19 protein-coding genes and 1 pseudogene are annotated in these 20,906 nt (G+C 69.8%); 7 read left to right on the forward strand and 13 right to left on the reverse strand.

Translation table 11 applies throughout. The features are described from left to right. A pseudogene (locus RIV14_RS01015) lies at positions 1-258 on the forward strand (DEDD exonuclease domain-containing protein); the annotation flags it as partial. Between the two features lie 46 nt (positions 259-304). Here the strand turns inward: RIV14_RS01015 and RIV14_RS01020 are convergent. Next, positions 305-748, reverse strand: coding sequence for a hypothetical protein (locus tag RIV14_RS01020; RefSeq protein ID WP_075371879.1), 444 nt, complete (start codon positions 746-748; stop codon positions 305-307). Between the two features lie 181 nt (positions 749-929). Here RIV14_RS01020 and RIV14_RS01025 point away from each other — a divergent pair, with 181 nt between their 5' ends. After that, on the forward strand, positions 930-1,553 hold the full coding sequence (locus RIV14_RS01025; protein ID WP_075371878.1) for a superoxide dismutase: 624 nt from the start codon (positions 930-932) through the stop codon (positions 1,551-1,553). A 95-nt stretch (positions 1,554-1,648) separates the two neighbouring features. Here the strand turns inward: RIV14_RS01025 and RIV14_RS01030 are convergent, their stop codons facing one another. The 4 genes from RIV14_RS01030 to RIV14_RS01045 form a co-directional block, all read right to left on the reverse strand. Further along, on the reverse strand, positions 1,649-2,698 hold the full coding sequence (locus RIV14_RS01030) for an FKBP-type peptidyl-prolyl cis-trans isomerase (RefSeq protein ID WP_075371877.1): 1,050 nt from the start codon (positions 2,696-2,698) through the stop codon (positions 1,649-1,651). A 39-nt stretch (positions 2,699-2,737) separates the two neighbouring features. Beyond that, entirely contained in the window at positions 2,738-3,130 is a 393-nt protein-coding gene (locus RIV14_RS01035; RefSeq protein ID WP_075371914.1) for a HesB/IscA family protein, read from the reverse strand. A gap of 239 nt (positions 3,131-3,369) precedes the next feature. After that, positions 3,370-5,028 (reverse strand): ABC-F family ATP-binding cassette domain-containing protein, encoded by a 1,659-nt coding sequence (locus RIV14_RS01040; RefSeq protein WP_178387831.1) that lies wholly within the window; start codon positions 5,026-5,028, stop codon positions 3,370-3,372. A gap of 48 nt (positions 5,029-5,076) precedes the next feature. Next, a complete protein-coding gene (locus tag RIV14_RS01045) occupies positions 5,077-5,733 on the reverse strand; it encodes a hypothetical protein (RefSeq protein WP_075371875.1) in 657 nt (218 codons plus the stop codon). A gap of 375 nt (positions 5,734-6,108) precedes the next feature. Between RIV14_RS01045 and RIV14_RS01050 the strand changes: the two genes are divergently transcribed. After that, positions 6,109-8,250 carry a glucose PTS transporter subunit IIA gene (locus tag RIV14_RS01050; RefSeq protein ID WP_075371874.1) on the forward strand — a complete coding sequence of 714 codons (2,142 nt, stop codon included), beginning with the start codon at positions 6,109-6,111 and terminating at the stop codon, positions 8,248-8,250. 145 nt (positions 8,251-8,395) lie between these two features. On the opposite strand, the gene RIV14_RS01055 is transcribed toward RIV14_RS01050, so the two are convergent. From RIV14_RS01055 to RIV14_RS01070, 4 genes are all read right to left on the reverse strand, one after another. Then, entirely contained in the window at positions 8,396-9,256 is an 861-nt protein-coding gene (locus RIV14_RS01055) for a TrmH family RNA methyltransferase (protein WP_075371873.1), read from the reverse strand. A 146-nt stretch (positions 9,257-9,402) separates the two neighbouring features. Beyond that, positions 9,403-10,704: an SPFH domain-containing protein gene (locus tag RIV14_RS01060; protein ID WP_075371872.1), complete on the reverse strand. Its 1,302-nt coding sequence runs from the start codon at positions 10,702-10,704 to the stop codon at positions 9,403-9,405. A gap of 60 nt (positions 10,705-10,764) precedes the next feature. Further along, entirely contained in the window at positions 10,765-11,232 is a 468-nt protein-coding gene (locus tag RIV14_RS01065; protein WP_075371871.1) for an NfeD family protein, read from the reverse strand. 106 nt (positions 11,233-11,338) lie between these two features. Next, positions 11,339-12,160 carry an ABC transporter ATP-binding protein gene (locus tag RIV14_RS01070; protein WP_075371870.1) on the reverse strand — a complete coding sequence of 274 codons (822 nt, stop codon included), beginning with the start codon at positions 12,158-12,160 and terminating at the stop codon, positions 11,339-11,341. Positions 12,161-12,281: 121 nt separating this feature from the next. Between RIV14_RS01070 and RIV14_RS01075 the strand changes: the two genes are divergently transcribed. Continuing rightward, positions 12,282-13,010: a hypothetical protein gene (locus RIV14_RS01075; protein WP_075371869.1), complete on the forward strand. Its 729-nt coding sequence runs from the start codon at positions 12,282-12,284 to the stop codon at positions 13,008-13,010. A gap of 57 nt (positions 13,011-13,067) precedes the next feature. On the opposite strand, the gene glgA is transcribed toward RIV14_RS01075, so the two are convergent. Continuing rightward, entirely contained in the window at positions 13,068-14,297 is a 1,230-nt protein-coding gene (gene glgA, locus RIV14_RS01080) for a glycogen synthase (protein ID WP_075371868.1), read from the reverse strand. Between the two features lie 290 nt (positions 14,298-14,587). Here glgA and glgC point away from each other — a divergent pair, with 290 nt between their 5' ends. Both glgC and serB read left to right on the forward strand, forming a co-directional pair. After that, positions 14,588-15,832 carry a glucose-1-phosphate adenylyltransferase gene (gene glgC / locus RIV14_RS01085; protein ID WP_075371867.1) on the forward strand — a complete coding sequence of 415 codons (1,245 nt, stop codon included), beginning with the start codon at positions 14,588-14,590 and terminating at the stop codon, positions 15,830-15,832. Between the two features lie 98 nt (positions 15,833-15,930). Continuing rightward, positions 15,931-16,641, forward strand: coding sequence for a phosphoserine phosphatase SerB (gene serB, locus RIV14_RS01090; protein ID WP_075371866.1), 711 nt, complete (start codon positions 15,931-15,933; stop codon positions 16,639-16,641). A gap of 28 nt (positions 16,642-16,669) precedes the next feature. Here the strand turns inward: serB and RIV14_RS01095 are convergent, their stop codons facing one another. Next, positions 16,670-17,170, reverse strand: coding sequence for a SixA phosphatase family protein (locus RIV14_RS01095; RefSeq protein WP_081379549.1), 501 nt, complete (start codon positions 17,168-17,170; stop codon positions 16,670-16,672). Between the two features lie 86 nt (positions 17,171-17,256). Continuing rightward, positions 17,257-17,985, reverse strand: a complete 729-nt coding sequence (locus tag RIV14_RS01100; protein WP_178387830.1) for an SDR family oxidoreductase — start codon at positions 17,983-17,985, stop codon at positions 17,257-17,259. A 181-nt stretch (positions 17,986-18,166) separates the two neighbouring features. Here RIV14_RS01100 and dusB point away from each other — a divergent pair, with 181 nt between their 5' ends. Then, a complete protein-coding gene (gene dusB / locus RIV14_RS01105) occupies positions 18,167-19,465 on the forward strand; it encodes a tRNA dihydrouridine synthase DusB (protein WP_075371864.1) in 1,299 nt (432 codons plus the stop codon). Between the two features lie 46 nt (positions 19,466-19,511). Here dusB and RIV14_RS01110 read toward each other — a convergent pair whose 3' ends face one another. Further along, positions 19,512-20,840 carry a YibE/F family protein gene (locus RIV14_RS01110; protein ID WP_075371863.1) on the reverse strand — a complete coding sequence of 443 codons (1,329 nt, stop codon included), beginning with the start codon at positions 20,838-20,840 and terminating at the stop codon, positions 19,512-19,514. Positions 20,841-20,906 lie beyond the last annotated feature (66 nt).

Below are 20,906 nucleotides of genomic sequence, written 5' to 3' on the forward strand. Positions count from 1 at the left end.
GTGCTGGCCGGCTCCATGACGACCGCGCCGGGCGCCGACCCGCGCCCCGCCGTCGAGCTGCTGCGCACCAGCGCCCGGGTCGTTGACAGGCCCGGGCGCGTCGGTGAGGTGGCGAGCATTGAGGAGACGAGCCTGCTGGCCGACTGGGTCCTGGACGAGGGCGCCCGCATCGTGGAGGTCGACGGCGACCCCGCGGTGCTCACGTGGCCGATCGGCGCAGCTGCCCGCCACCGCAAGGTCCTGGCCTCGCAGGAGTGACGACGCCGCACGTGAGCAGGTCACCTCCGCGCGGCCGACGCCCGGCTCAGCCCGCGGGGGTGACGGTGCCGCGGCGCGCAGTGAGGGCCTTGGCGACGCCTTCCTGGAGGCTCAGCGGGTCCAGGGGGCGGGGCACGACGACCTCCGCCTTGGCCCAGGCGGCCAGCCAGTCGTCCTGGGGGCGAGCGGTCAGCAGGACGACGGCGGGGCGCTCGTCGAGCTCGATGAACAGCTCGTGGGCCAGCCCCATGCCGCCGAGCTTCTTGGCCTCGGCGTCCAGGACCAGTGCGTCGAAGGGCGGCTGGTCCTCCTTCTCGCGGTCCTTGATGGCCATGCGTACGCCCTCGGCGGTGGCCGCCTCGGTCCAGCTCACCAGTGGCAGACCCTTGGCCGGTCGGCGTCCGACACCGTCGATGACCTCCTGACGCACGGTGGTGTCGTCGGAGAAGACGAGAAGCTCGAGGCGGGCGGAAGCAGCCTGGTCGGTCATAGCGGATCCTTCGTGGACGGGTACGGACGGCAGTGTTTCCGCGGTCAGTGTAATCACACGCAGGCTCACTATCCCTCTTCCAGCGCCGCGTCTAGCATGAACCATGTCCAGGACTTCAGTCCTAACGAGCCCTGTTGAGACGGAACTGAAGCCACCTCCACCCACCGAAAGGCAGTCCTTGATGGCCGTGTACACCCTTCCCGAGCTCCCCTACGACTACGCCGCCCTGGAGCCCCACATCTCCGGCAAGATCATGGAGCTCCACCACGACAAGCACCACGCCGCCTACGTCGCCGGTGCGAACGCCGCCCTGGAGGCCCTGGCCGCCGCCCGTGAGGCCGGCGACCTGGCCGCCATCAACCTGTGGGAGAAGAACCTCGCCTTCAACCTGGGCGGCCACACCAACCACTCCATCTTCTGGAAGAACCTCTCCCCCAACGGCGGGGGCCAGCCCGAGGGCGAGCTCGCCGAGGCCATCAAGGACTCCTTCGGCTCCTTCGAGAAGTTCCAGACGCAGTTCACCGCCACGGCCCTGGGCATTCAGGGCTCGGGCTGGGCCGTGCTCGCCTACGACTCCCTCTCCGGAAAGCTCGTCACCTTCCAGCTCTTCGACCAGCAGGGCAACGTGCCTGTGGGCACCATCCCACTGTTCATTGTGGACATGTGGGAGCACGCCTTCTACCTCGACTACCTCAACGTCAAGGCCGACTACGTCAAGGCCGTCTGGAACATCGCCAACTGGCAGGACGTCTCCGAGCGCCTGGCCGACGCCGTCGCCAAGACCCAGGGCCTCATCGTTCGCTGACACTCAGCCCGGACACGCGCCGCACAGGCTTGTGGCCCGCGCCCCTTCACGGGGTGCGGGCCACAACCATGTCCGGTAGGTGCCGAGCAGTCTTGCTAGAGGACCTTCTCAACGTCCATGACATAGGCCGACGCCGGGACCCCCTGCTGCTGCCCCGTTGCCTGGATCGGAGGCATGAGCACCACGATCCGGGAGCCCTCCGGCACGCCGATCAGTCCCGGCAGGGACTGCTGCGCCTGAGCCATGTTGATCGGCTCGGCGGCGTGCTGCTCCCAGGTATTGGAGGGGTGGGAGCCGTCCCAGTAGTTTCCGGCAATGTTCATCACGGCCGTGGAACTCTCCTTGATGGCCGGACCAGAGCCGCGGGCCAGTACGATGACCTCGGACTTGGTCGGCTGGGTGGCGTCGGCCCCGATGGAGAGCTTCGCCGGTTGGCCGAGCTCCCCACTGACTGTGATGCCGCGCTGACTAACGGCCTCCTCGCCCTCCATCGTGGCCGAGGCCGAACCGCCGGAGATCTTGCCACTGACGCCGTCGACGATCTCGACGACGAACACGAGCGTCCCGGCCGGCTTCTGCTGCCCCTGCTGGGCACCGCCGGCCTGGGCGGCCTGAGCGTCCTGGGCCGCCTTGTTGCCGTAGGCCAGCTCCGGGGGGATCGACATGACGACCCGGTCACCCACGTGGTGGCCGGCCAGGCCGCACTTCCACCCCTGGATCACGTTCCCCAGCGGGAAGGTCACCGGAGCACCGCTCTTGAAGGAGGTGTCGAAGGGATCGGTGCCGCCCCACTGCCAGCCCGTGTAGTTGGCCTTGACCACGCCAGCGGCGTCGATCTCGGCCCCGTTGCCCTTCGTCAGCGTCTTGACAGTGAGGTTCTTAGGCGCCTGCGCACCCTCCTTCCAGGTCACAGTGGGTTGCTTGCCTGCGTCACCACCGATGGTCGGCAGCGACGCGGAGTCGGAGTCGATCGTCACAGTGGAGCAGTCCACGGGCGCTGTGGCCGCCGGCACCGGTGTCTCGGAAGCCGCAGCCCTGGAGGCCGACGACGTGGCAGAGGTGTTCTTGGACGCCCCCGAGCAGCCGGCCAGCGCGAGGCAGGCGGCCGCAGCCAGGGCGGTCAGGGTCAGGGATGTGCGGCGCACATGAGCTCCTTGCGTGAGGGAGGGCCTGCGCGGGAGGGATCAGTGGAAGGACTCGCCGCAGGCGCAGCTTCCGGCGGCGTTGGGGTTGTCGATAGTGAAGCCCTGCTTCTCGATGGTGTCGGCGAAGTCGATGGTGGCGCCCGACAGGTAGGGCACGCTCATGCGGTCGACAACCACCTCAACGCTAGACATCTCGTCACTGCCGGTGGGGAAGGCACGCACGGCGTCGCCGTCCAGGAGACGCTCATCGAAGTAGAGCTGGTAGACCAAACCGGAGCAGCCGCCGGGCTGGACGGCCACGCGCAGGCGCAGGTCGTCGCGCCCCTCCTGGGCCAGGAGGCTGGCGACCTTCGCGGCGGCGGTCTCGGTGAGGATGACCTCGTGCTCGGGGGTCTGGGTGTCAGTGGTGTCGGTCAGGGCGGTCTCTGCCATGGTCATCTCCTGGTCTGGTATGCCTACGTTCGTCTGCGGCGCTCCGGGTGGCACCGCTGAAGGTCCTGCGGCGGCTCTCATGACGGGAGCCCTCAGGATCCACTGGAGCCAACACTCCATCCGGACGCCTTGTTCCTGGTGACAACCCTACGCGGTCCCCACCGCGGAGCCGGGGTGAGGGGACTCACTGTGTCCGACGGCATCGCCCAGGGCCGTGAGGGAGGGTGACGGTCTCACCCTCAGGCCAGGGCCACCAGCTCGAGGTACTCCGGCCCCCACAGGTCCTCGTCGCCGTCGGGCAGCAGGAGGACCCGGTCCGGGTTGAGGGCCTCGACGGCGCCCTCGTCGTGAGTGACCAGGACGACGGCACCGGCGAAGGTGCCCAGCGCCCCGAGGATCTCCTCGCGGCTGGCGGGGTCGAGGTTGTTCGTCGGCTCGTCGAGCAGGAGGACGTTGGCGCTGGAGACCACGAGCATGGCCAGGGCCAGGCGGGTCTTCTCCCCGCCGGACAGGACCCGGGCGGGCTTGTCGGCGTCCGCGCCCGAGAAGAGGAAGGAACCCAGGACGCTACGCACCTGGGTGTCGTCCATGCCGGGGGCGGCGCGGCGCAGGTTCTCCACGACGCTCGCCGCGGTGTCGATGGTCTCGTGCTCCTGGGCGTAGTAGCCGATCTTGAGGCCGTGGCCGGCGATGACCTCACCGGAGTCGGGCTCCTCCACCCCGCCGAGCAGGCGCAGGAGCGTGGTCTTGCCGGCGCCGTTGAGGCCCAGGACCACGACCCGGCTGCCGCGGTCGATGGCCAGGTCCACGCCGGCGAAGACCTCCAGCGAACCGTAGGCCTTGGACAGCCCGGCGGCGCGCAGCGGGGTCTTGCCGCAGGGGGCGGGGTCGGGGAAGCGCAGGTGGGCGACCTTCTCCACGGCGGTCTCGTCCTCTAAGTCGGCCATGAGGCGCTCGGCCCGCTTGAGCATCTGCTGGGCGGCCACGGCCTTGGTGGCCTTGGCCCGCATCTTCTCCCCCTGGGCGCGCAGGGCGGCGGCCTTCTTCTCGGCGTTGGCGCGCTCCCGACGGCGCCGGTGCTCGTCGTCGGCGCGCTGCTTGAGGTAGGCGTCCCAGCCCAGGTGGTAGACGTCGAGGACCCCGCGGCCGGCGTCGAGGTACATGACCTGGTTGACGGTGTCGCGCAGGAGCTCGACGTCGTGGCTGATGACGATGAAGCCCCCGGAGTAGGTGCGCAGGTGGTCGCGCAGCCACAGGATCGAGTCGTGGTCGAGGTGGTTGGTGGGCTCGTCGAGCAGGAGCGTGTCGGGCTGCTGGAACAGGACCCGGGAGAGCTCGACCCGACGGCGCTGACCGCCGGAGAGGGTGCCGATGGGCTGGTCCAGGATGCGGTCGGGCAGGCCCAGGGCGGCGCTGATGCGGGCGGCCTCGGAGGCAGCGGCATAGCCGCCGGCCATGGTGAACTCGTGGTCCAGGCGCGTGTAGCGGTCCAGGGCCTTGGCCTGGGCCTCCCCCTCGGTGACGGCGATGCGCTCCTCGGCCTTGCGGATGCGGGCCAGGAGCGTGTCGATGCCGCGGGCGGAGAGGATCCGGTCCCGGGCGATCTCGCTGAGGTCCCCGACCTTGGTGTCCTGGGGCAGGTAGCCCACCGAGCTCGTGCAGGTGATCGTGCCCTCGTGCTCAACGGCCTCCAGCCCGTGGCGCTCATCGGCGTCGTTGACGGCGCGGCCGGCGCCCTGGGCCACGGAGGCGGCGGCGAGCAGCTTGGTCATGGTGGTCTTGCCGGCGCCGTTACGGCCCACGAGGCCGATGCGCATCCCCTTGTCGACCCGGAAGCCGGCGTGAGCGACGAGCTGGCGGGCACCGATACGCATGGTGAGGTCCTGGACATTGATCACGCGCGCCATGGTACGGGCCCGCCGATGCTGCCCGCCGCAACGGACCTATCAGTCCCACCACATCCACCAGCCGACGGCGCCGCCGGCCCACTCGGGGCGGGTGCGCACGATGTCGTCGGGCACGCACCCGGCGTCGAGCTCGTAGCGCTCCTTGACCCGCTCCCACAGCGCGGAGCACTGGCAGTCCCGGCTGTGCTCGGCGAGGACCTCGTAACCCTGCAGGTCGGCGTCGGCGACCCACAGGGCCTCGACGCTCAGACGCTCGTCCTCCCGCTGGGGACCAATGCCGTATCCGCACAAGCGCACCTGCCCGTCCGCCCCAGCGCAGGCGGTCAGCAACGTCTTGAGGCTCGGGGCGAGGTTCTGATGGTCGCTCAGTGCCGCAGCCGGCAGCCGCAGGAGCAGGTCGGCCGCCGTGGCGGCGTCCATCCCGCGGAAGGGCACGTAGTCGCTCACCGGGGCGCCCAGAGCATCCAGTCGCAGTGGACTCTCCCCCGGCAGGCAGCGCGGGGCGTCGAGCCACGGCTCAAGCAGGCGCCACAGGCCGATACGCACCGTCCACCCCGGCGGGCCATAGAGCCGCGGCGAATCGGGTACGGCGGTCGGGGACGGGGCGGGAGGCGGAGTCGTGGTGGGCGGGCGAACCGGGATGTTCGGTAGGACCGGCAATGCGGGCTGTGCGGCCAGGGAGGTCTGCGCACTCATGTCGAGCTCCTTCGCTTGAGGCGGGGTCGGTGCTCCTCAAGCGTGCAGAACCCGCTCCGCCGATGCACCCACTGCCCTGAGCGCCTGTGCGCACAACCCTCCTCAACTGCGCAAACACCTGGCGGTGGATACCGGGGTCGCGCAGATTCGCGGCCACTGGCCGTCTTGAGAAGGGCAGCGGCACCATCCAGACGGGCTGTTCCCTTTTAGTTCTGAGCCATAAGACAGTACCCTCGTCCTCAACCACCTTCTTCGCGCCCACGTGGCGCAGGAGGTGTCAGATCCCACCACCGAGAGCGAGCTCGTCGGGGACTCGGAGCGCACTGGGGTGCGTTCACCGTCCGCGTCACCCTCGCTCAGTAGGAAAGGGCCCGAATGGCAACCACGACCTCAACCCCTGAGGCAATCCTCGACGCCGTGGGCGGCGCCGACAACATCATCCATTTCACCCACTGCGCCACCCGACTGCGCTTCGAGCTCAAGGACGCCTCCGAAATCGACAAGGCGGCCGTCGAGGCCATCCCGGGCGTCATGGGCGCCGTCCCCCAGTCCGGGGACCGCTACCAGATCGTCATCGGTGGTGCCGTGCAGAGCGTGTACGACGAGATCAACAACCTGCCGGCCATGAAGAGCCAGGGCGGCTCCTCCGGCTCCGGCCAGTCCGACGCCGACGTCAAGGCCGCTGTCCGGGCCAAGGCCCGCGGCAAGAACGCCTACGTCGACGCCTTCTTCGAGTACCTGTCCGACTCCTTCCGCCCCCTGCTGCCGGTGCTGCTGGGCGCCTCCCTCATTATCGCGGGTGAGGCGATCTTTGAGGCCTTCGGCCTCATCAACACCCACGCGGAGAACGCGGACAAGCCGGTCACGCTGCTGTTCGTCGATGCCATGTTCCGCAGCGTCTTCTACTTCCTGCCGATCATGGTGGCCTACAACGCCTCCAAGAAGCTCAAGATCGACCCCTGGGTCGGCACAGCAATCATGGCAGCGCTGCTCACGCCGGAGTACATTTTCCTGAGCGACAAGGTGCTCCAGAAGAAGGGCGTGATTGACTGCGTCCACAACGCCACGTTGGACAAGGACCTGTGTGTCGCGCATGTCGCGGGCATTCCCATGCAGCTCAACGACTACGGCGGTCAGGTCTTCGTCCCCCTCATGATGGTGGCCATCCTGGCCCTGGTCTACAAGGGACTGGTCAAGGTCGTTCCGTCCAACGTGCAGATGGTCTTCGTGCCCTTCCTATCCTTCGTCATCATGATGCCGGTGACGGCCTTCCTCATCGGCCCCCTGGGCGTGTGGATCGGTACCGGCCTGGGCACGGCCCTGTTCTGGCTGAACTCTCACGCCCCGATCATCTTCGCGATCCTCATCCCCATGGTCTACCCCTTCCTGGTGCCGCTGGGCCTGCACTGGCCGCTCAACGCCCTCATGCTGGCCAATATCGCCTCCGAGGCCACGCACCACACCGACTTCATCCAGGGTCCCATGGGCGCCTGGAACTTCGCCTGCTTCGGCGCCACCGCCGCCGTCCTCGTGTGGTCCATCCGCGACAAGGACAACGAGATGCGCCAGACCGCCACCGGTGCTCTCTTCGCCGGTCTGCTCGGCGGTATCTCCGAGCCGAGCCTCTACGGTATCCACCTGCGCTTCAAGCGCATCTACCCGTTCATGCTCGTCGGCTGTGCCGTCGGCGGCCTCGTCGAGGGCATCGGCAGCATGCTGGGAGGCATCGATGGTGTCACGACCACGACCTTCGCCTTCACCTCGCTGCTGACCATCCCGGTCTTCAACCCCATGTGGCTCTACGGCATCGCCGTCGCCGCGGCCTTCGCCACCTCCTTCTTCCTCATCGTCACCTTCGGCTACCGCACCAAGGAGGAGCGGGCCGAGGCACTCGCCGCAGCGGGCACCACCAAGACCGGCAACGCCACTGCCTCCGCTCCGGCCGAGGCCTCTGAGGCACCCAAGGCCGCCGCTGCGGCTGCTGCGCCCGTGGAGGAGGGTGACCGGGCTGCGAAGGCCCCCACACCCAAGCCGGCTCTCGTTCCCGGCGCGGTCACTGAGATCGCCTCACCGCTCAAGGCCACGACCATGGACCTGGACAAGGTCCCCGACCCGGTGTTCTCCTCGGGCGCCGTCGGTCAGGGCGTGGGTCTGGAGCCCCAGGGCGACATCGTCGTCACGGCTCCGGCCGACGGCACCGTCGTCGTGGCCCCGTCCTCGGGGCACGCCTTCGGCATCACCCTGGACAGCGGCGTGGAGATCCTCATCCACGTGGGTCTGGACACCGTCAACCTGGAGGGCAAAGGCTTCGACGTCAAGGTCTCCCAGGGCGACCACGTCAGCGCGGGCCAGGAGCTCGTCCGCGTGGACCGCTCCGTCATCGAGCAGGCCGGTTACCCGCTGACCACGCCGGTGCTCGTCACCAACACCGCCTCCTTCGCCTCGGTCGAGGTCGTCGGCGGCGACTCGGTAGAGCCCGGCGAGGCCCTCATCAAGGTCACCGCGCCCGAGGCCTGAGCCTGACCTGACGCCGCCGACCTGATCGGCTGCTGACACAACCGTGGGGGCCGGATCCGTCAACGGACGGATCCGGCCCCCACCGTGTTTGCTCACCTGCTGCTCGTCCGGCGTTCACCGGCGGCCCCGGACCGCGGGGTCCAGGTCAGGGCAGACGCAGCGCCCAGAAGGCCACGGCGGCCGCTGCCGCCACGTTGAGGGAGTCCACTCCCCCGGCCATGGGGATGCGCACCACCTCGTCGGCTGCGGTGATGGCCCGGTGGGACAGCCCGTCGCCCTCCGTGCCCAGGACGACGGCGACCCGCGAGTCCGGGGCCGTACAGGCCGGTGAGGCCGCGAACTCATCCAGGGTCACGGACGTGTTCGACAGTGCCAGGGCAGCCACGGTGAAGCCCTGCTCGTGGAGCTCGTCCATGGCGGGCCAGTGCTCGATCCGGGTCCAGGGGACCTGGAAGACGGTGCCCATGGAGACGCGCACGCTGCGCCGGTAGAGGGGGTCCGCGCAGCGCGGAGTGACCAGGACGGCGTCGATCCCCAGGGCGGCCGCACTGCGGAAGGCCGCCCCCACGTTCGTGTGGTCCACCAGGTCCTCCAGGATCGCGACCCTCCTGGCCCCCGCTCCCCCGCGGGCGGCCGCGAGGAGCTCGGGAACACCGGCGAGCTCGGGCCGGTTCATGGCGGCCAGCGCACCGCGGTGCAGGTGGAAGCCCGTGATGGACTCCAAGACCTCCTCGGGGGCGACGAATACGGGGACCTCACCGCCGTCGTCGCTGCCCCCGCAGCCGGCCGCGGAGGCGATGACCGGCCGCATCTCATCGAGGTGGCGCGGGGCCATGAGGAAGGAGCGCGGGGCGTGCCCGGCGGCCACGGCGCGCGTGATGACCTTGGAGGACTCGGCCATGTACAGGCCCCGCTGGGTCTCCAGCCGACGGCGCAGCGCCACGTCCGTCAGCCTGGTGTAGTCCGCCAGGCGCTCATCGGCGCCGTCGGACAGCTCAATGATCATCGCTTCGTCACCTTCTGGGGCTTTCCCCGTTCAGTACAGCAGTACGGCGGGAAGAATAGGCCGATCACTGTGGATCGCCCACTCCTCCCGCCGCAGCGAGTGCCCTGGGGCCCCTGTGGTTCCCAACGGGCGTCAAGGAAGCCGGCTCAGGCGCCGTAGGGTCCCTGGGGCGCGCCGGGAGGCGTGCCGTAGCCGGGCTGGGCCTGGATGCCGTAACCACCGCGCGGGGGCACGGAACCGGGCTGGACCTCCTCGGGGTCGGCCACGTGGCTTCCGTGCGCGGTGTGAGCCCCCTCAACGCCGTCGGAGGTCGGGACGCTCACCGTTGCCCCGCCGTCGGCCTTATCCGCGGGAGCCTTCGGGGAGACGCCTGCCTTGGATCCGGGCTCCTCACTGGCCTCCTGGGAGGCCGACTCGACCTCGCCACGGGCCTGGGCGAGGGCCTCCTCGGGGGCCTGGAGACTGGTGCTGGCCAGGTCCGAGGCGATGCCCAGGTCGAGCTCGCTGCCCGAAAGGTCGACACCGGGATGAGCGGCGTCGTCGTCGGAGGCGTTCACACCGCCGCCGGGGCCGCCGTCCTTGCCACCGCCCAGGGCGCCGGCGATGCCGTCGAGCGCCGCCGTGAACTCGGTGGGCACGATCCACATCTTGGAGGAGGAGCCGTTGGCGATCTTGGGCAGGGTCTGGAGGTACTGGTAGGCCAGCAGCTTGGAGTCGGCGTTACCGCGGTGGATGGCGTCGAAGACCTGGAGGATGGCGCGCGACTCACCCTGAGCCTTGAGGATCGCGGACTGCGCCTGGCCCTCGGCGCGCAGGATCGCGGACTGCTTGTCACCCTCGGCCGTGAGGATCTGGGACTGCTTGACACCCTCAGCCGTCAGGATCGCGGCACGGCGGTCACGTTCGGCGCGCATCTGCTGCTCCATGGAGCCCTGAATGGAAGCCGGCGGGTCGATGGACTTCAGCTCCACACTGTTGACGCGGATGCCCCAACGGCCGGTGGCCTGGTCCAGGACGCCACGCAGCTGGCCGTTGATCTGGTCACGGCTGGTCAGCGTCTGCTCCAGGTCCATCGAGCCGACGACGTTGCGCAGCGTGGTGACCGTCAGCTGCTCAATGGCCTGCAGGTAGTTGGAGATCTCGTAGGTGGCGCGCATGGGGTCGGTGATCTGGTAGTAGACCACCGAGTCGATGCTCACGACGAGGTTGTCGGAGGTAATGACCGGCTGAGGCGGGAAAGAGACGACCTGCTCACGCAGGTCCATAATGTTGCGCACCCGGTCGATGAAGGGCACCAGGAAGTGCATTCCAGCGCCGTAAGCCGCCTGGAAGCGCCCCAGGCGCTCAACGATGATCGCAGTGCTCTGCTTGACGATCCGCACCGCCCGGAAGATGACGATGATGACCAGCACGGCCACGAGAAGCAAGATGATGGAGACGAAGGGCACGAGGTTCCTCCTGCAGGGTTGAACGGATGGTCAGAATGGTTGGGGCCGACGCCGGGAACGTCAGGATGCGGGCGCAGCGGCGGAGGCCGTCACCGGGGCGACCACGGCCACGGCCCCGTCGATCTGAGTCACGGTTACACTCACCCCGGCCTCCAGGCGAGGCTCACCCCCTTGGGCGGAGGGAGCCAGACGGGCGCTCCACTCCTCACCGCCCAGGCGCACCCGCCCGCCTTCACGGTCAACAGGAGTAATGGTGACGGCAGACCGACCGATGAGGGCGTCGACGTTGGTCTTCATCTGCGGGGTGGCGGCCGCCAGGCGGCGCTTGGCCCAGGGCCGCACGGCGAACAGAAGCAGGGTGGAGACGCAGGCGAAGACCACGACCTGCGCCCACACGGGCCCGCCGAGGAAGGATGTCAGGCCTCCTCCCAGCGCGCCGCCGGCGATCATGAGGAAGGTGAGGTCGGCTGTCATCGTCTCGATGACGATGAGGAGCAACGCCCCTCCGACCCAGAGCAACCATTCCATGAGAACCTCCTGATGAACGCGGTTGGTGAGTGTGTGATCGTATACCGGGCAGGGCCGATCAGGGATCGATACAGTCCAAGGCGGCCTTCTCGCCCGGAACCGGTGGTCAGCCCCTGGCCTCGGCGACGCGCCTGCCGTGGCCGGCCGGGCGCCCCCTGGCGGAGTAGCGGCCGCGGTCATGGGTAACCTCCAGCTCCATGCCGAAGGTCGTGCTGATCGTGTCCGCGGTGAGGACTTCATTCAGCGGGCCGGCGCCCACGACCTTGCCCTCGCGCAGCGTGAGCGCGTGGGTGAAGCCCTCCGGGATCTCCTCCAGGTGGTGAGTCACCAGGACCATGGAGGGCGAGTCGGGCGAGGAGATGATCTCGGTGAGCGCCGCCAGAAGCTGTTCACGGCCGGCCAGGTCCAGACCCGAGGCCGGCTCGTCCAGGAAGAGCATCTCCGGGTCCGGCATGAGAGCGCGAGCCAGCTCGACGCGCTTGCGCTCCCCCGACGACAGTGTTCCCCACGGCCGGTCGACCAGGTGAGCGCCCCCCAGGGCGCCCAGCAGGGCGTGAGCGCGCTCGACGTCGACGTTGTCGTACTCCTCGCGCCAGCGTCCGATGCGCCCGTAGGAGGCCGACAGGACCACACCGAGCACCTTCTCGCCGCTCTGGACATCGGCGGCCAGGGCCGACGACAACAGGCCGATACGGGGGTGGAGCTCGGAGACGTCCACGCGCCCGAGCCGCTCGGAGAGGATGTCCACCGTGCCGGAGGAGGGGAAGAGCCTGGCCGAGGCGATCCTGGCGATCGTGGTCTTGCCCGCGCCGTTGGACCCCAGCAGCACCCAGTGCTGACCCTCTTCCACGCTCCAGCTGACGTGGCTGAGAATCTGGTGACTGCCGCGGTGCAGCGAGACGTCGTCGAGGTGCAGGACACTGGTCATGGAGTGATCCTATCGTGGCGCCGAGTTCACACCGAGCAGATGCGCGGCAAGAGCCGCGACCCGTCTGCGGCCCGTTCTCCTCCGGGGCCCGCCTCGCTGCCATTCACTATGGTTGGCCCCCATGGATCCCCTCAACCCGCCCGTCAGCATCATGCTGGCCCTGTGGGCACCATCGCCCTCCTCCCACGGCCTGTCACTCGTGGAAGGCCCCGACGGCGCCCATGACGTCATCGACAGCGTCGTCACCGGAGGCTCGGACACGCCGACCGCCGCCGACGATCCAGGACGCGTCAGCCTGGCGCAGTGGCTCACCGCCGCCCGCCCGCTGAGCCGGGTGAGCGCGGTCCTGCCCTCACCAGCCGGCGGCACCTGGGGGCTCCTGCCCGACATCGAGGAGGGCGTCATGCTGGAGGGGGCAGCCGGCCGGGTGCTGCTGGTTCCTGAGGACTCCGGAACCTCGGTGACCTGGCGCGCCGAGCCCATGGCCGGCACGCTGCCCCCGCTGGATGCGGCGCACGCCCGCCGGCAGGTGCACGCCGCCACCGAGGAGGCCATCGAGGCGCTTATCGAGCTCGACCTGGCCCGTGAGCGCCCGGAGCTGGCCGACGCCCTCAATGACCTGCTCACCGCGGTGGTGGATCCGCGGCTCATGCCGCCGTGGCTGAAGCGCCGTGATCGGGAGCTGTTGGAGCGCTCCTTACGGCTGGCGGGGATGTGCGAGCTGGCCCTGGACGACGACGGCGCGGCCACGACCGCCCTTCAGGCGCGGCGGCGAGCCAACATCCTGCGTCCACTGCTGGCGGTGGCGCGTCACGGCGCCGCTGCGGCCACCGAGTGGTGGGCCCGGTAGAGGGGGCGCGCCACTCGGTGGCGTATCGGTGGGGTCACCGAGCGGGAGCCGTTCGGCTCAGCCTTGGGCCAGGACCCAGTTGTAGACGTCCATGGTGCGCTGGGCGATGGCCTCCCAGGCGAAGTGCTCCTCGACGCGGCGTCGAGCGGCCTGCCCCATGGTCCTGGAGGCCTCGGTGTCGGTGACCAGGGTGGTGAGGCGCTCGGCCAGGTCGGCCTCGAAGCGGGCCGGGTCGATGGGGGTGCCGGTGCCGTCCTGGACCTGCTCGATGGGCACCAGGAGGCCGGTCTCACCGTCGACGATAACGTCGGGGATGCCGCCGGTGGCTGATCCGACAACCGGCAGTCCCACGGCCATGGCCTCGAGGTTGACGATGCCCAGGGGCTCGTAGACCGAGGGGCACACGAAGACGTCGGAGGCCGCCAGCACGGCGATGAGCTCGGGGCGCGGCAGCATCTCCTCGATCCAGACCACTCCGGTGCGCTTCTCGCGCAGGCGGGCCACGAGGCCCTCGACCTCGGCCTTGATCTCGGGGGTGTCGGGGGCGCCGGCGCACAGGATGACCTGGACGTCGGCGGGCAGCTGCTCGCAGGCGCGCAGCAGGTGGGGAAGGCCCTTCTGACGGGTGATGCGTCCGACGAAGACGACGGTGGGGCGGTCGGGGTCAATGCCGAGGCGCTTGAGGGTGGCGGAGGCCGCGGCGTCGGCCTCCTGGCCCTGCGGGCGCTTCCAGGCCTCGAGGTCGATGCCGTTGTGGACGACCTTGACGCGCTCGGGGTCAACGGTCGGGTAGCAGCGCAGGATGTCCTCACGCATGCCGTTGGAGACCGCGATGATCCCGGAGGCGGCCTCGTAGGCGGTCTTCTCCGCCCAGGAGGACAGGGCGTAGCCGCCGCCGAGCTGCTCGGCCTTCCAGGGGCGCAGGGGCTCCAGGGAGTGGGCGCTGACGACGTGGGGGACGCCGTGGAGCAGGCCGGCCAGGTGTCCGGCGAGGTTGGCGTACCAGGTGTGGGAGTGGACGAGGTCGGTTCCCTCGGTGCCCTGGGCCATCTCCAGGTCGACTCCGAAGGTGCGCAGGGCGGCGTTGGCGCCGTCGAGCTCGGCGATCTCGGGGTAGCCGGTGACGCCGTCGTCGGCGCCTTCGGTGCCGGGCTCGCGGGGGCCGCCGAAGGCGTGGACGCGGACGTCGGCCAGGGGGCGCAGGACCTTGGCGAGCTCGTTGACGTGGACTCCGGCGCCTCCGTAGATAAAGGGTGGGTACTCCTTGGTCAGCAGGTCGACCCTCATGGGTGTGCCTCTCCTCTGTCTGATGGATGGACTGACCGCGCCTTCCTCGGCGCAGGACGGCCGCCTGCGGTGCGGCGGGCGCCACACCCGACGTTATACGCACATGGGCCCCGGTGGGACCGTTCAGCGCCGGTGGTTTCCACCGATTCGCATGTACGGTCCCGTCAGTTCCCTGAGCGGAGGCATGTGTAGATCAAAGGTCCGGGTTGACTCGGGAGCCGACACGGGAGCGACCCGAATTGTGATCTGTTTGGCCCCATAAGCCTCTCAAGCAACGTAAGGTGGGCCACATGGCTCAACTTCGTGTTCTCGCAATCGTCCTCGCCGGTGGCGAGGGCAAACGCCTCATGCCCCTGACCGTCGACCGCGCCAAGCCGGCCGTGCCCTTCGGCGGTATCTACCGCCTCATCGACTTCTCCCTGTCCAACATGATCAACTCCGGCTTCCTCAAGGTCGTGGTGCTCACCCAGTACAAGTCCCACTCGCTGGACCGTCACATCTCCAAGACGTGGCGCATGTCCGACATGCTGGGCAACTACATCGCGCCGGTGCCGGCCCAGCAGCGCGTGGGCAAGCACTGGTTCCTGGGGAGCGCCGACGCGATCTACCAGTCCCTCAACCTGCTCGACGACGAGCGCCCGGACTATGTGGTCATCACCGGTGCGGACAACATCTACCGCATGGACTTCTCCCAGATGCTGGAGCACCACATCGCCTCCGGTCTGCCCTGCACCGTCGCGGGCATCCGTCAGCCGCGGTCCCTGGCGGACCAGTTCGGCGTCATCGAGACCGACCCGTCCGACCGCGGCAGGATCAAGGCCTTCGTGGAGAAGCCCAAGGAGACCCCCGGTCTGCCGGACTCCCCCGATGAGGTCCTGGCCTCGATGGGCAACTACATCATGAACGCCGACGCGCTCCTGGAGGCCGTGACGGTCGACGCCGCCGATGAGACCTCCAAGCACGACATGGGCGGCAGCATCGTGCCCTGGTTCGTCAACCAGGGGGCGGCCGGCGTCTACGACTTCAAGGACAACGACGTCCCGGGCTCCTCCGAGCGCGACCGCGACTACTGGCGCGACGTGGGTACCGTGGACGCCTTCTTCGAGGCGCACCAGGACCTCATCTCGGTGACCCCCGTGTTCAACCTGTACAACGACCGCTGGCCACTGTTCGCCGGTTACCAGGCCGCAATGCCGCCGGCCAAGTTCGTCTACGGCCACCACGAGCGCCTGGGGCACGCGGTCGACTCGATCGTCTCACCGGGCGTCATCGTCTCCGGTGGTGAGGTGATCTCCTCGGTCCTGTCCCCCGGTGTGCGCGTCAACTCCTGGTCCTCGGTGCGCGAGTCCGTCCTCATGGACGGGGCAGAGGTGGGCCGCAACACCGTGGTCAACCGCGCGATCCTGGACAAGTACGTGAAGGTCGAGGAGGGCGCCATGGTGGGGATCGATCCCGAGCACGACCGCGAGCGGGGCTTCACCGTGACCGAGTCCGGCATCACGGTGGTGGCCAAGGGGCAGGTCGTCACCCGCTGACCGTAGGCTCACCGCCTTTGCAGTGCGAGCCGTCGCCCGAGCTTCCGGGCGACGGCGCAGCCGTACTCGCATGCCGGCTCACCCACTAGCATGGCGCCATGAGCGACACCTCCCGACACCGTGCCGGCGGCTCCGCGGACCTCAGCGGGGCGCTGAGCGAGGGCCCTTTAGTGACTGAGGGCCCCGGCCTGCTGGTCATGGACGTGGACTCCACCCTCATCGAGCAGGAGGTCATTGAGCTCATCGCCGAGCGCGCCGGGACCCGTGTGCGGGTCGCCGAGGTCACGGCCCGGGCGATGCGCGGGGAGCTGGACTTCGCGGCCTCCCTGCGCGAGCGGGTGGCGACGCTGGCCGGAGTCCCCCAGGGAGTCTTCGCAAAGGTCCTCGCCGAGGTGCGCCCCACCATGGGGGCGGCCGAGCTCATTGAGGCGCTGCACGCACGCGGCTGCCGGGTGGGGGTCGTCTCGGGCGGTTTCGAGGAGGTCGTGGCGCCTCTGGCCAAGCGGCTGGGCATCGACCACGTGGCGGCCAACCGCCTGGAGGTGAAGGAGGGCCGTCTCACCGGTCGGGTGCTGGGGCGGATCGTGGACCGTCAGGAGAAGGTCCGCTGCCTGCTCGCCTGGGCCCAGCAGGACGGCGTGCCCATGGAGCGCACCATCGCGGTGGGTGACGGGGCCAACGACCTGGGCATGCTGGAGGCCGCGGGGCTGGGGGTGGCGTTCTGCGCCAAGCCGGTGGTCGTCGAGCAGGCCGATGCGGCCATCCACGTGCGTGACCTGCGTGCCGTCCTGCAGCTGATCGAGGGCTGACCGGCTGCGGTTGTTCGCGGGGCCGGCCTCAGTCGCGCTTGCGGGCGGTGAAGATCTCCCGGATGCGGGCGCTCCTGGGCTCCAGGTCCGCCCAGGTGCCGGGGACGTCGATGATGACGGCGGTGGCCGTGGGCACCCCGAAGGAGATCTGGGAGGCCAGGTCGTCGTCGGTGTCGTGGAGGATGTGGGCCAGTACGGAGATCGTGGGCTCGTGGCCGACGACGACGACCGTCCTGGCCTGCGCACCCTCCTCGGCCAGGACCCTGAGGATGCCGTTGGGGCCCAGGTTGTAGATCTCCTCGCGCACGAGGGTGTCGGTGGGCTCGAGGCGGTCGCGGATGGGGCGGGCGGTCTCGCGGGCCCGGGCCGCCGGGGAGACCAGCAGCAGGTCGGTGGTCTCCAGGCGCTTGCGCAGCTCCTTGGCCAGCAGGTCGGCCAGCGCGGTGCCCTTGGGGGTCAGAGGACGTTCCAGGTCGGTGACGGCGTCGTGAGAGGCCTTGGAGTGTCGGACGAGCACGAGCCGGCGCATGGGATCCGTTGTCACGGCTCTACCCTACGGCACCACGGCACTGCCCGGATACGGTCCCCGACGACGTCTCGCGACCCGCCGTGCGCCTAGCGCCCCATGCCCAGGCCGCCGTCGACGCCGAGGATCGCGCCGGTGACGTAGGCGGCCGCGGGTGAGGCCAGGAAGAGGACGGGGCCGGCAATGTCGGTGACGTCGGCAAAGCGCCCCAGGGGGATCTGCTCGAGGTAGGCGGTGCGGATGCGGTCGGGCAGGGAGGCGGTCATCGCCGTGGTGACGACGCCGGGGGCGACGGCGTTGACGGTGATGCCGCGCGGTGCGAGCTCGCGGGCCAGGGAGCGGGTCAGTCCCTCCACCCCGCCCTTGGCGGCGCCGTAGGCGGACAGGCCCACGCCTCCGCGGGCGGCGATGGCCGAGGAGACCAGGATGATGCGCCCCTTACGGGCTCGCATCATGGCCGGTGTCACGGCGCGCACGGTGTTGAAGGTGCCGGTCAGGTCTGTGGAGATGACCTCGTCCCACATCTGGGAGGAGGTGCGGGCGGCCAGGGACTCCCGGTTGATGCCGGCCGAGGCCACGAGGACCTCGATGGGGCCGTGTGCCTCGGTGGCGGTGGTCAGGGCCTGGGCCAGGGCGTCGGGGTCGGTGACGTCGGCGGCCAGGGCCAGGGCGCCGTCGGGGGCCTCGCCGGAGCGGGACAGGCCCGCCACTCGGTCGCCCTGTGCCAGGAACGCCCTCGCAACCGCCTCCCCGATTCCCCGGGAGGCTCCGGTCACGACGACGGAACGTGATATCGACGGCTCGGTCTCTTCGTTCATCAGCACAAGCACACAAGGTAACGCGCATCAGCACTCGCCATCAGCGATTCGACATACGCCGATACCGATCCGTCCCTGTTACTTCCTTCACAAGTGGTCTATACCTGTGTCTGTTCCGGGCCGCAGGGCGGGGCCGATCACGGCCCTGGCACCCGCCGTGTGTCAGCATGTCGGGGTGACGATGAGTCAGACCTCCCTCCGCCTCCCCGACGCCTGCGCCTCGGGGCGCGCGCCCGCGCCACTGCGCATCGGACCGTTGGTGGTGCCCACACCCGTCGAGCTCGCCCCCATGGCCGGAGTCACCAACGCCTCCTTCCGCCGCCTGTGCCGGGAGATGGCCGAGGCGGCACTGCCGGAGTCGCTGAGGCCCTCCTCCCCCGGCCCGCTGTCCGCGCCCGACGGCGGCATGCTGGCCCCGGCGGGCCTGTACGTCACGGAGATGGTCACCACCCGCGCCCTGGTGGAGCGCAATGAGCGCACCCTGGCGATGGTGCGCACCGACCCGGCCGAGAGGGTGCGTTCCATCCAGCTCTACGGGGTCGACCCGGCCACGGTGGGGGCCGCGGTGCGGATCCTGGTGGAGGAGGATCTGGCCGACCACATCGACTTGAACTTCGGCTGCCCGGTGCCCAAGGTGACCCGCAAGGGCGGCGGGGCGGCGCTGCCGTGGAAGCGCGACCTGCTGGCGGCGATCCTCACCGAGGCGGTGCGCGCCAGTGAGGCCGCCGCCCGCGCCGCCGGGCGGGCGAGGCAGGTGCCGGTGACCATGAAGATGCGTCTGGGCATTGACGAGGAGCACGAGACCTTCCTCGACGCCGCCCGGGCCGCCGACAACGCCGGGATCGCGGCCGTGGCCCTGCACGCCCGCAGCGCGCGCCAGCACTACTCGGGTCAGGCCCGTTGGGAGGAGATCGCCCGCCTCAAGGAGGCCACCGACCTGCCGGTGCTCGGCAACGGGGACATCTGGCTGGGCGACGACGCGGTGCGCATGCTGGAGGCCACCGGCTGCGACGGCGTCGTCGTGGGTCGCGGCTGCCAGGGGCGGCCCTGGCTGTTCGCCGACATCGTGTCGGCCATGCACGGCTCGCCGGCGCGCACCCGACCGGACCTGGACGCCGTCATCGCGGTGATCCGCCGCCACGGGCGCATGCTGGCTGAGGAGATGGGTGAGGACCGGGGGGTGCGTGACCTGCGCAAGCACGTGGGCTGGTACCTCAAGGGCTACCCGGTCGGCGGCGCGGCGCGCGCTGACCTCATGGGGATCCGGACCCTGGACGAGCTCGACGCCGGCCTGGAGCGGATGCGCTCGCGCCTGCCCGAGGTCGTGGACTACCCCGGTGACATCGTCGAGGGTCCCCGGGGGCGGGCCGGCAGCCCCAAGACTCCCCGTCTGCCTGACGGCTGGCTGGACTCCCCCGCCCTGGATGCGGCCCACCGCGAGATGCTCAGCCAGGCCGAGTCCGACGTCTCCGGCGGCTGAGACAGCGGCACCACCGGATCCTTGAGGCCGGTCACCGGTTACTCGTCTACTCGTCGAGGACCGGGGTGACGCGGCACAGGGCCGCCGCGATCGCCGTGGTCGCCGGGATCGCCAGGACCAGGCCGATGGAGGAGATGAGGGTGCGCACGATCTCCTCGGCGATCTCGCCTGAGAGCATGGTGTCCAGCACGGCCCGGTCCATAAGGGCGGCGGCCAGGATGAGCGGCAGCGCCGTGCCGGCGTAGGCGAAGGCCAGGGTGTAGACGGTTGAGGCGATGTGGTCCCGGCCGATCCTCATCCCGCCGGTGAACAGGCGCGTGCGCGACAGCAGCGGGTTGGCGGCGTGCAGCTCCCACACCGAGGAGGCCTGGGTGATGGTGACGTCGTTGAGGACGCCGAGCCCGGCGATGACCATGCCGCAGGTCAGCAGCGTCTGCAGATCGATGTGCGTGCGCGAGGCCAGCAGGCGGGCGGTCTCGTCGACGTCGCCGGTCAGGTGGGCCGCACCGGTCCCCCACAGGGCGAGCAGCACGGTCAGCACGATGCCGGCCATCGTTCCCAGCAGGGCGGTCGTGGTGCGGATGGACACGCCGTGGGCCACGTAGACGGCCGCCAGCATCATCGCCATCGATCCGACCAGGGTCACCGCCAGCGGGTGGGAGCCGGACAGGAGCGCCGGGATCATGAAGAAGGCGAGCACGCCGGTGGCCACCAGCAGGCCCAGGACGCTCAGGACACCCTTGCGCCCGGCCACGGCGACGACGAGCACCAGGTAGACGACCGCCAGGGCGCCGACCGGGAGCTGGCGCTGGTAGTCGATGAAGGAGTAGGGGGAGCCGGACAGGATGGCCTGGGGCGAGTAGAGGACGACGAGCCGGTCGCCGGCGTGGGCGAGCTTGCGGGGCTCGCCCACCAGCTGGACCGGCATCACCAGGCCCTTGCCCTCCCCCTCGGTGATGCGGGCGCACACGTGGCCCTTGGCGAACTCCTCCTGCTTGACGCCGTTGACCTCCGTCAGGGCGCTCACCGAGCTCTGACAGCCCGACAGGTCCGTGGAGGTGATGGTGGCCTTGCCCACCGAGCCGCCCTCGGCGGTGAAGGAGCGCGAGCCGATGAGTGAGCTCTTGCCCGGCCAGAGCACGAACAGTCCGACGACGGTGGCCAGCACCAGGGCACCGACGATGGCGCCAAGCACGATCCGCACCCGGCGGGCCTCCCCCGCATCCAGGTCCAGGGGCCCGGAGTGGGAGTGACTGTGGCCGCTGCGGCTATGACGGCCGTGGCTCCTGCTGTCCCGACCCTCCTCGACCGGCGGCTCGGGAAGGCTCTCGGAGGGGACAGACTCGTTGCTCGGGGAGGTCGAGTTGGTGCTCACCGTCCCATCATGCCCGCCCCGTGTCCCTGACGTGAGCCAGGGACACGGGGCGGGACCCGGATGGTG

Source organism: Actinomyces acetigenes (assembly GCF_031296635.1).
In the GTDB taxonomy this organism is placed as follows: Bacteria; Actinomycetota; Actinomycetes; order Actinomycetales; family Actinomycetaceae; genus Actinomyces; species Actinomyces acetigenes.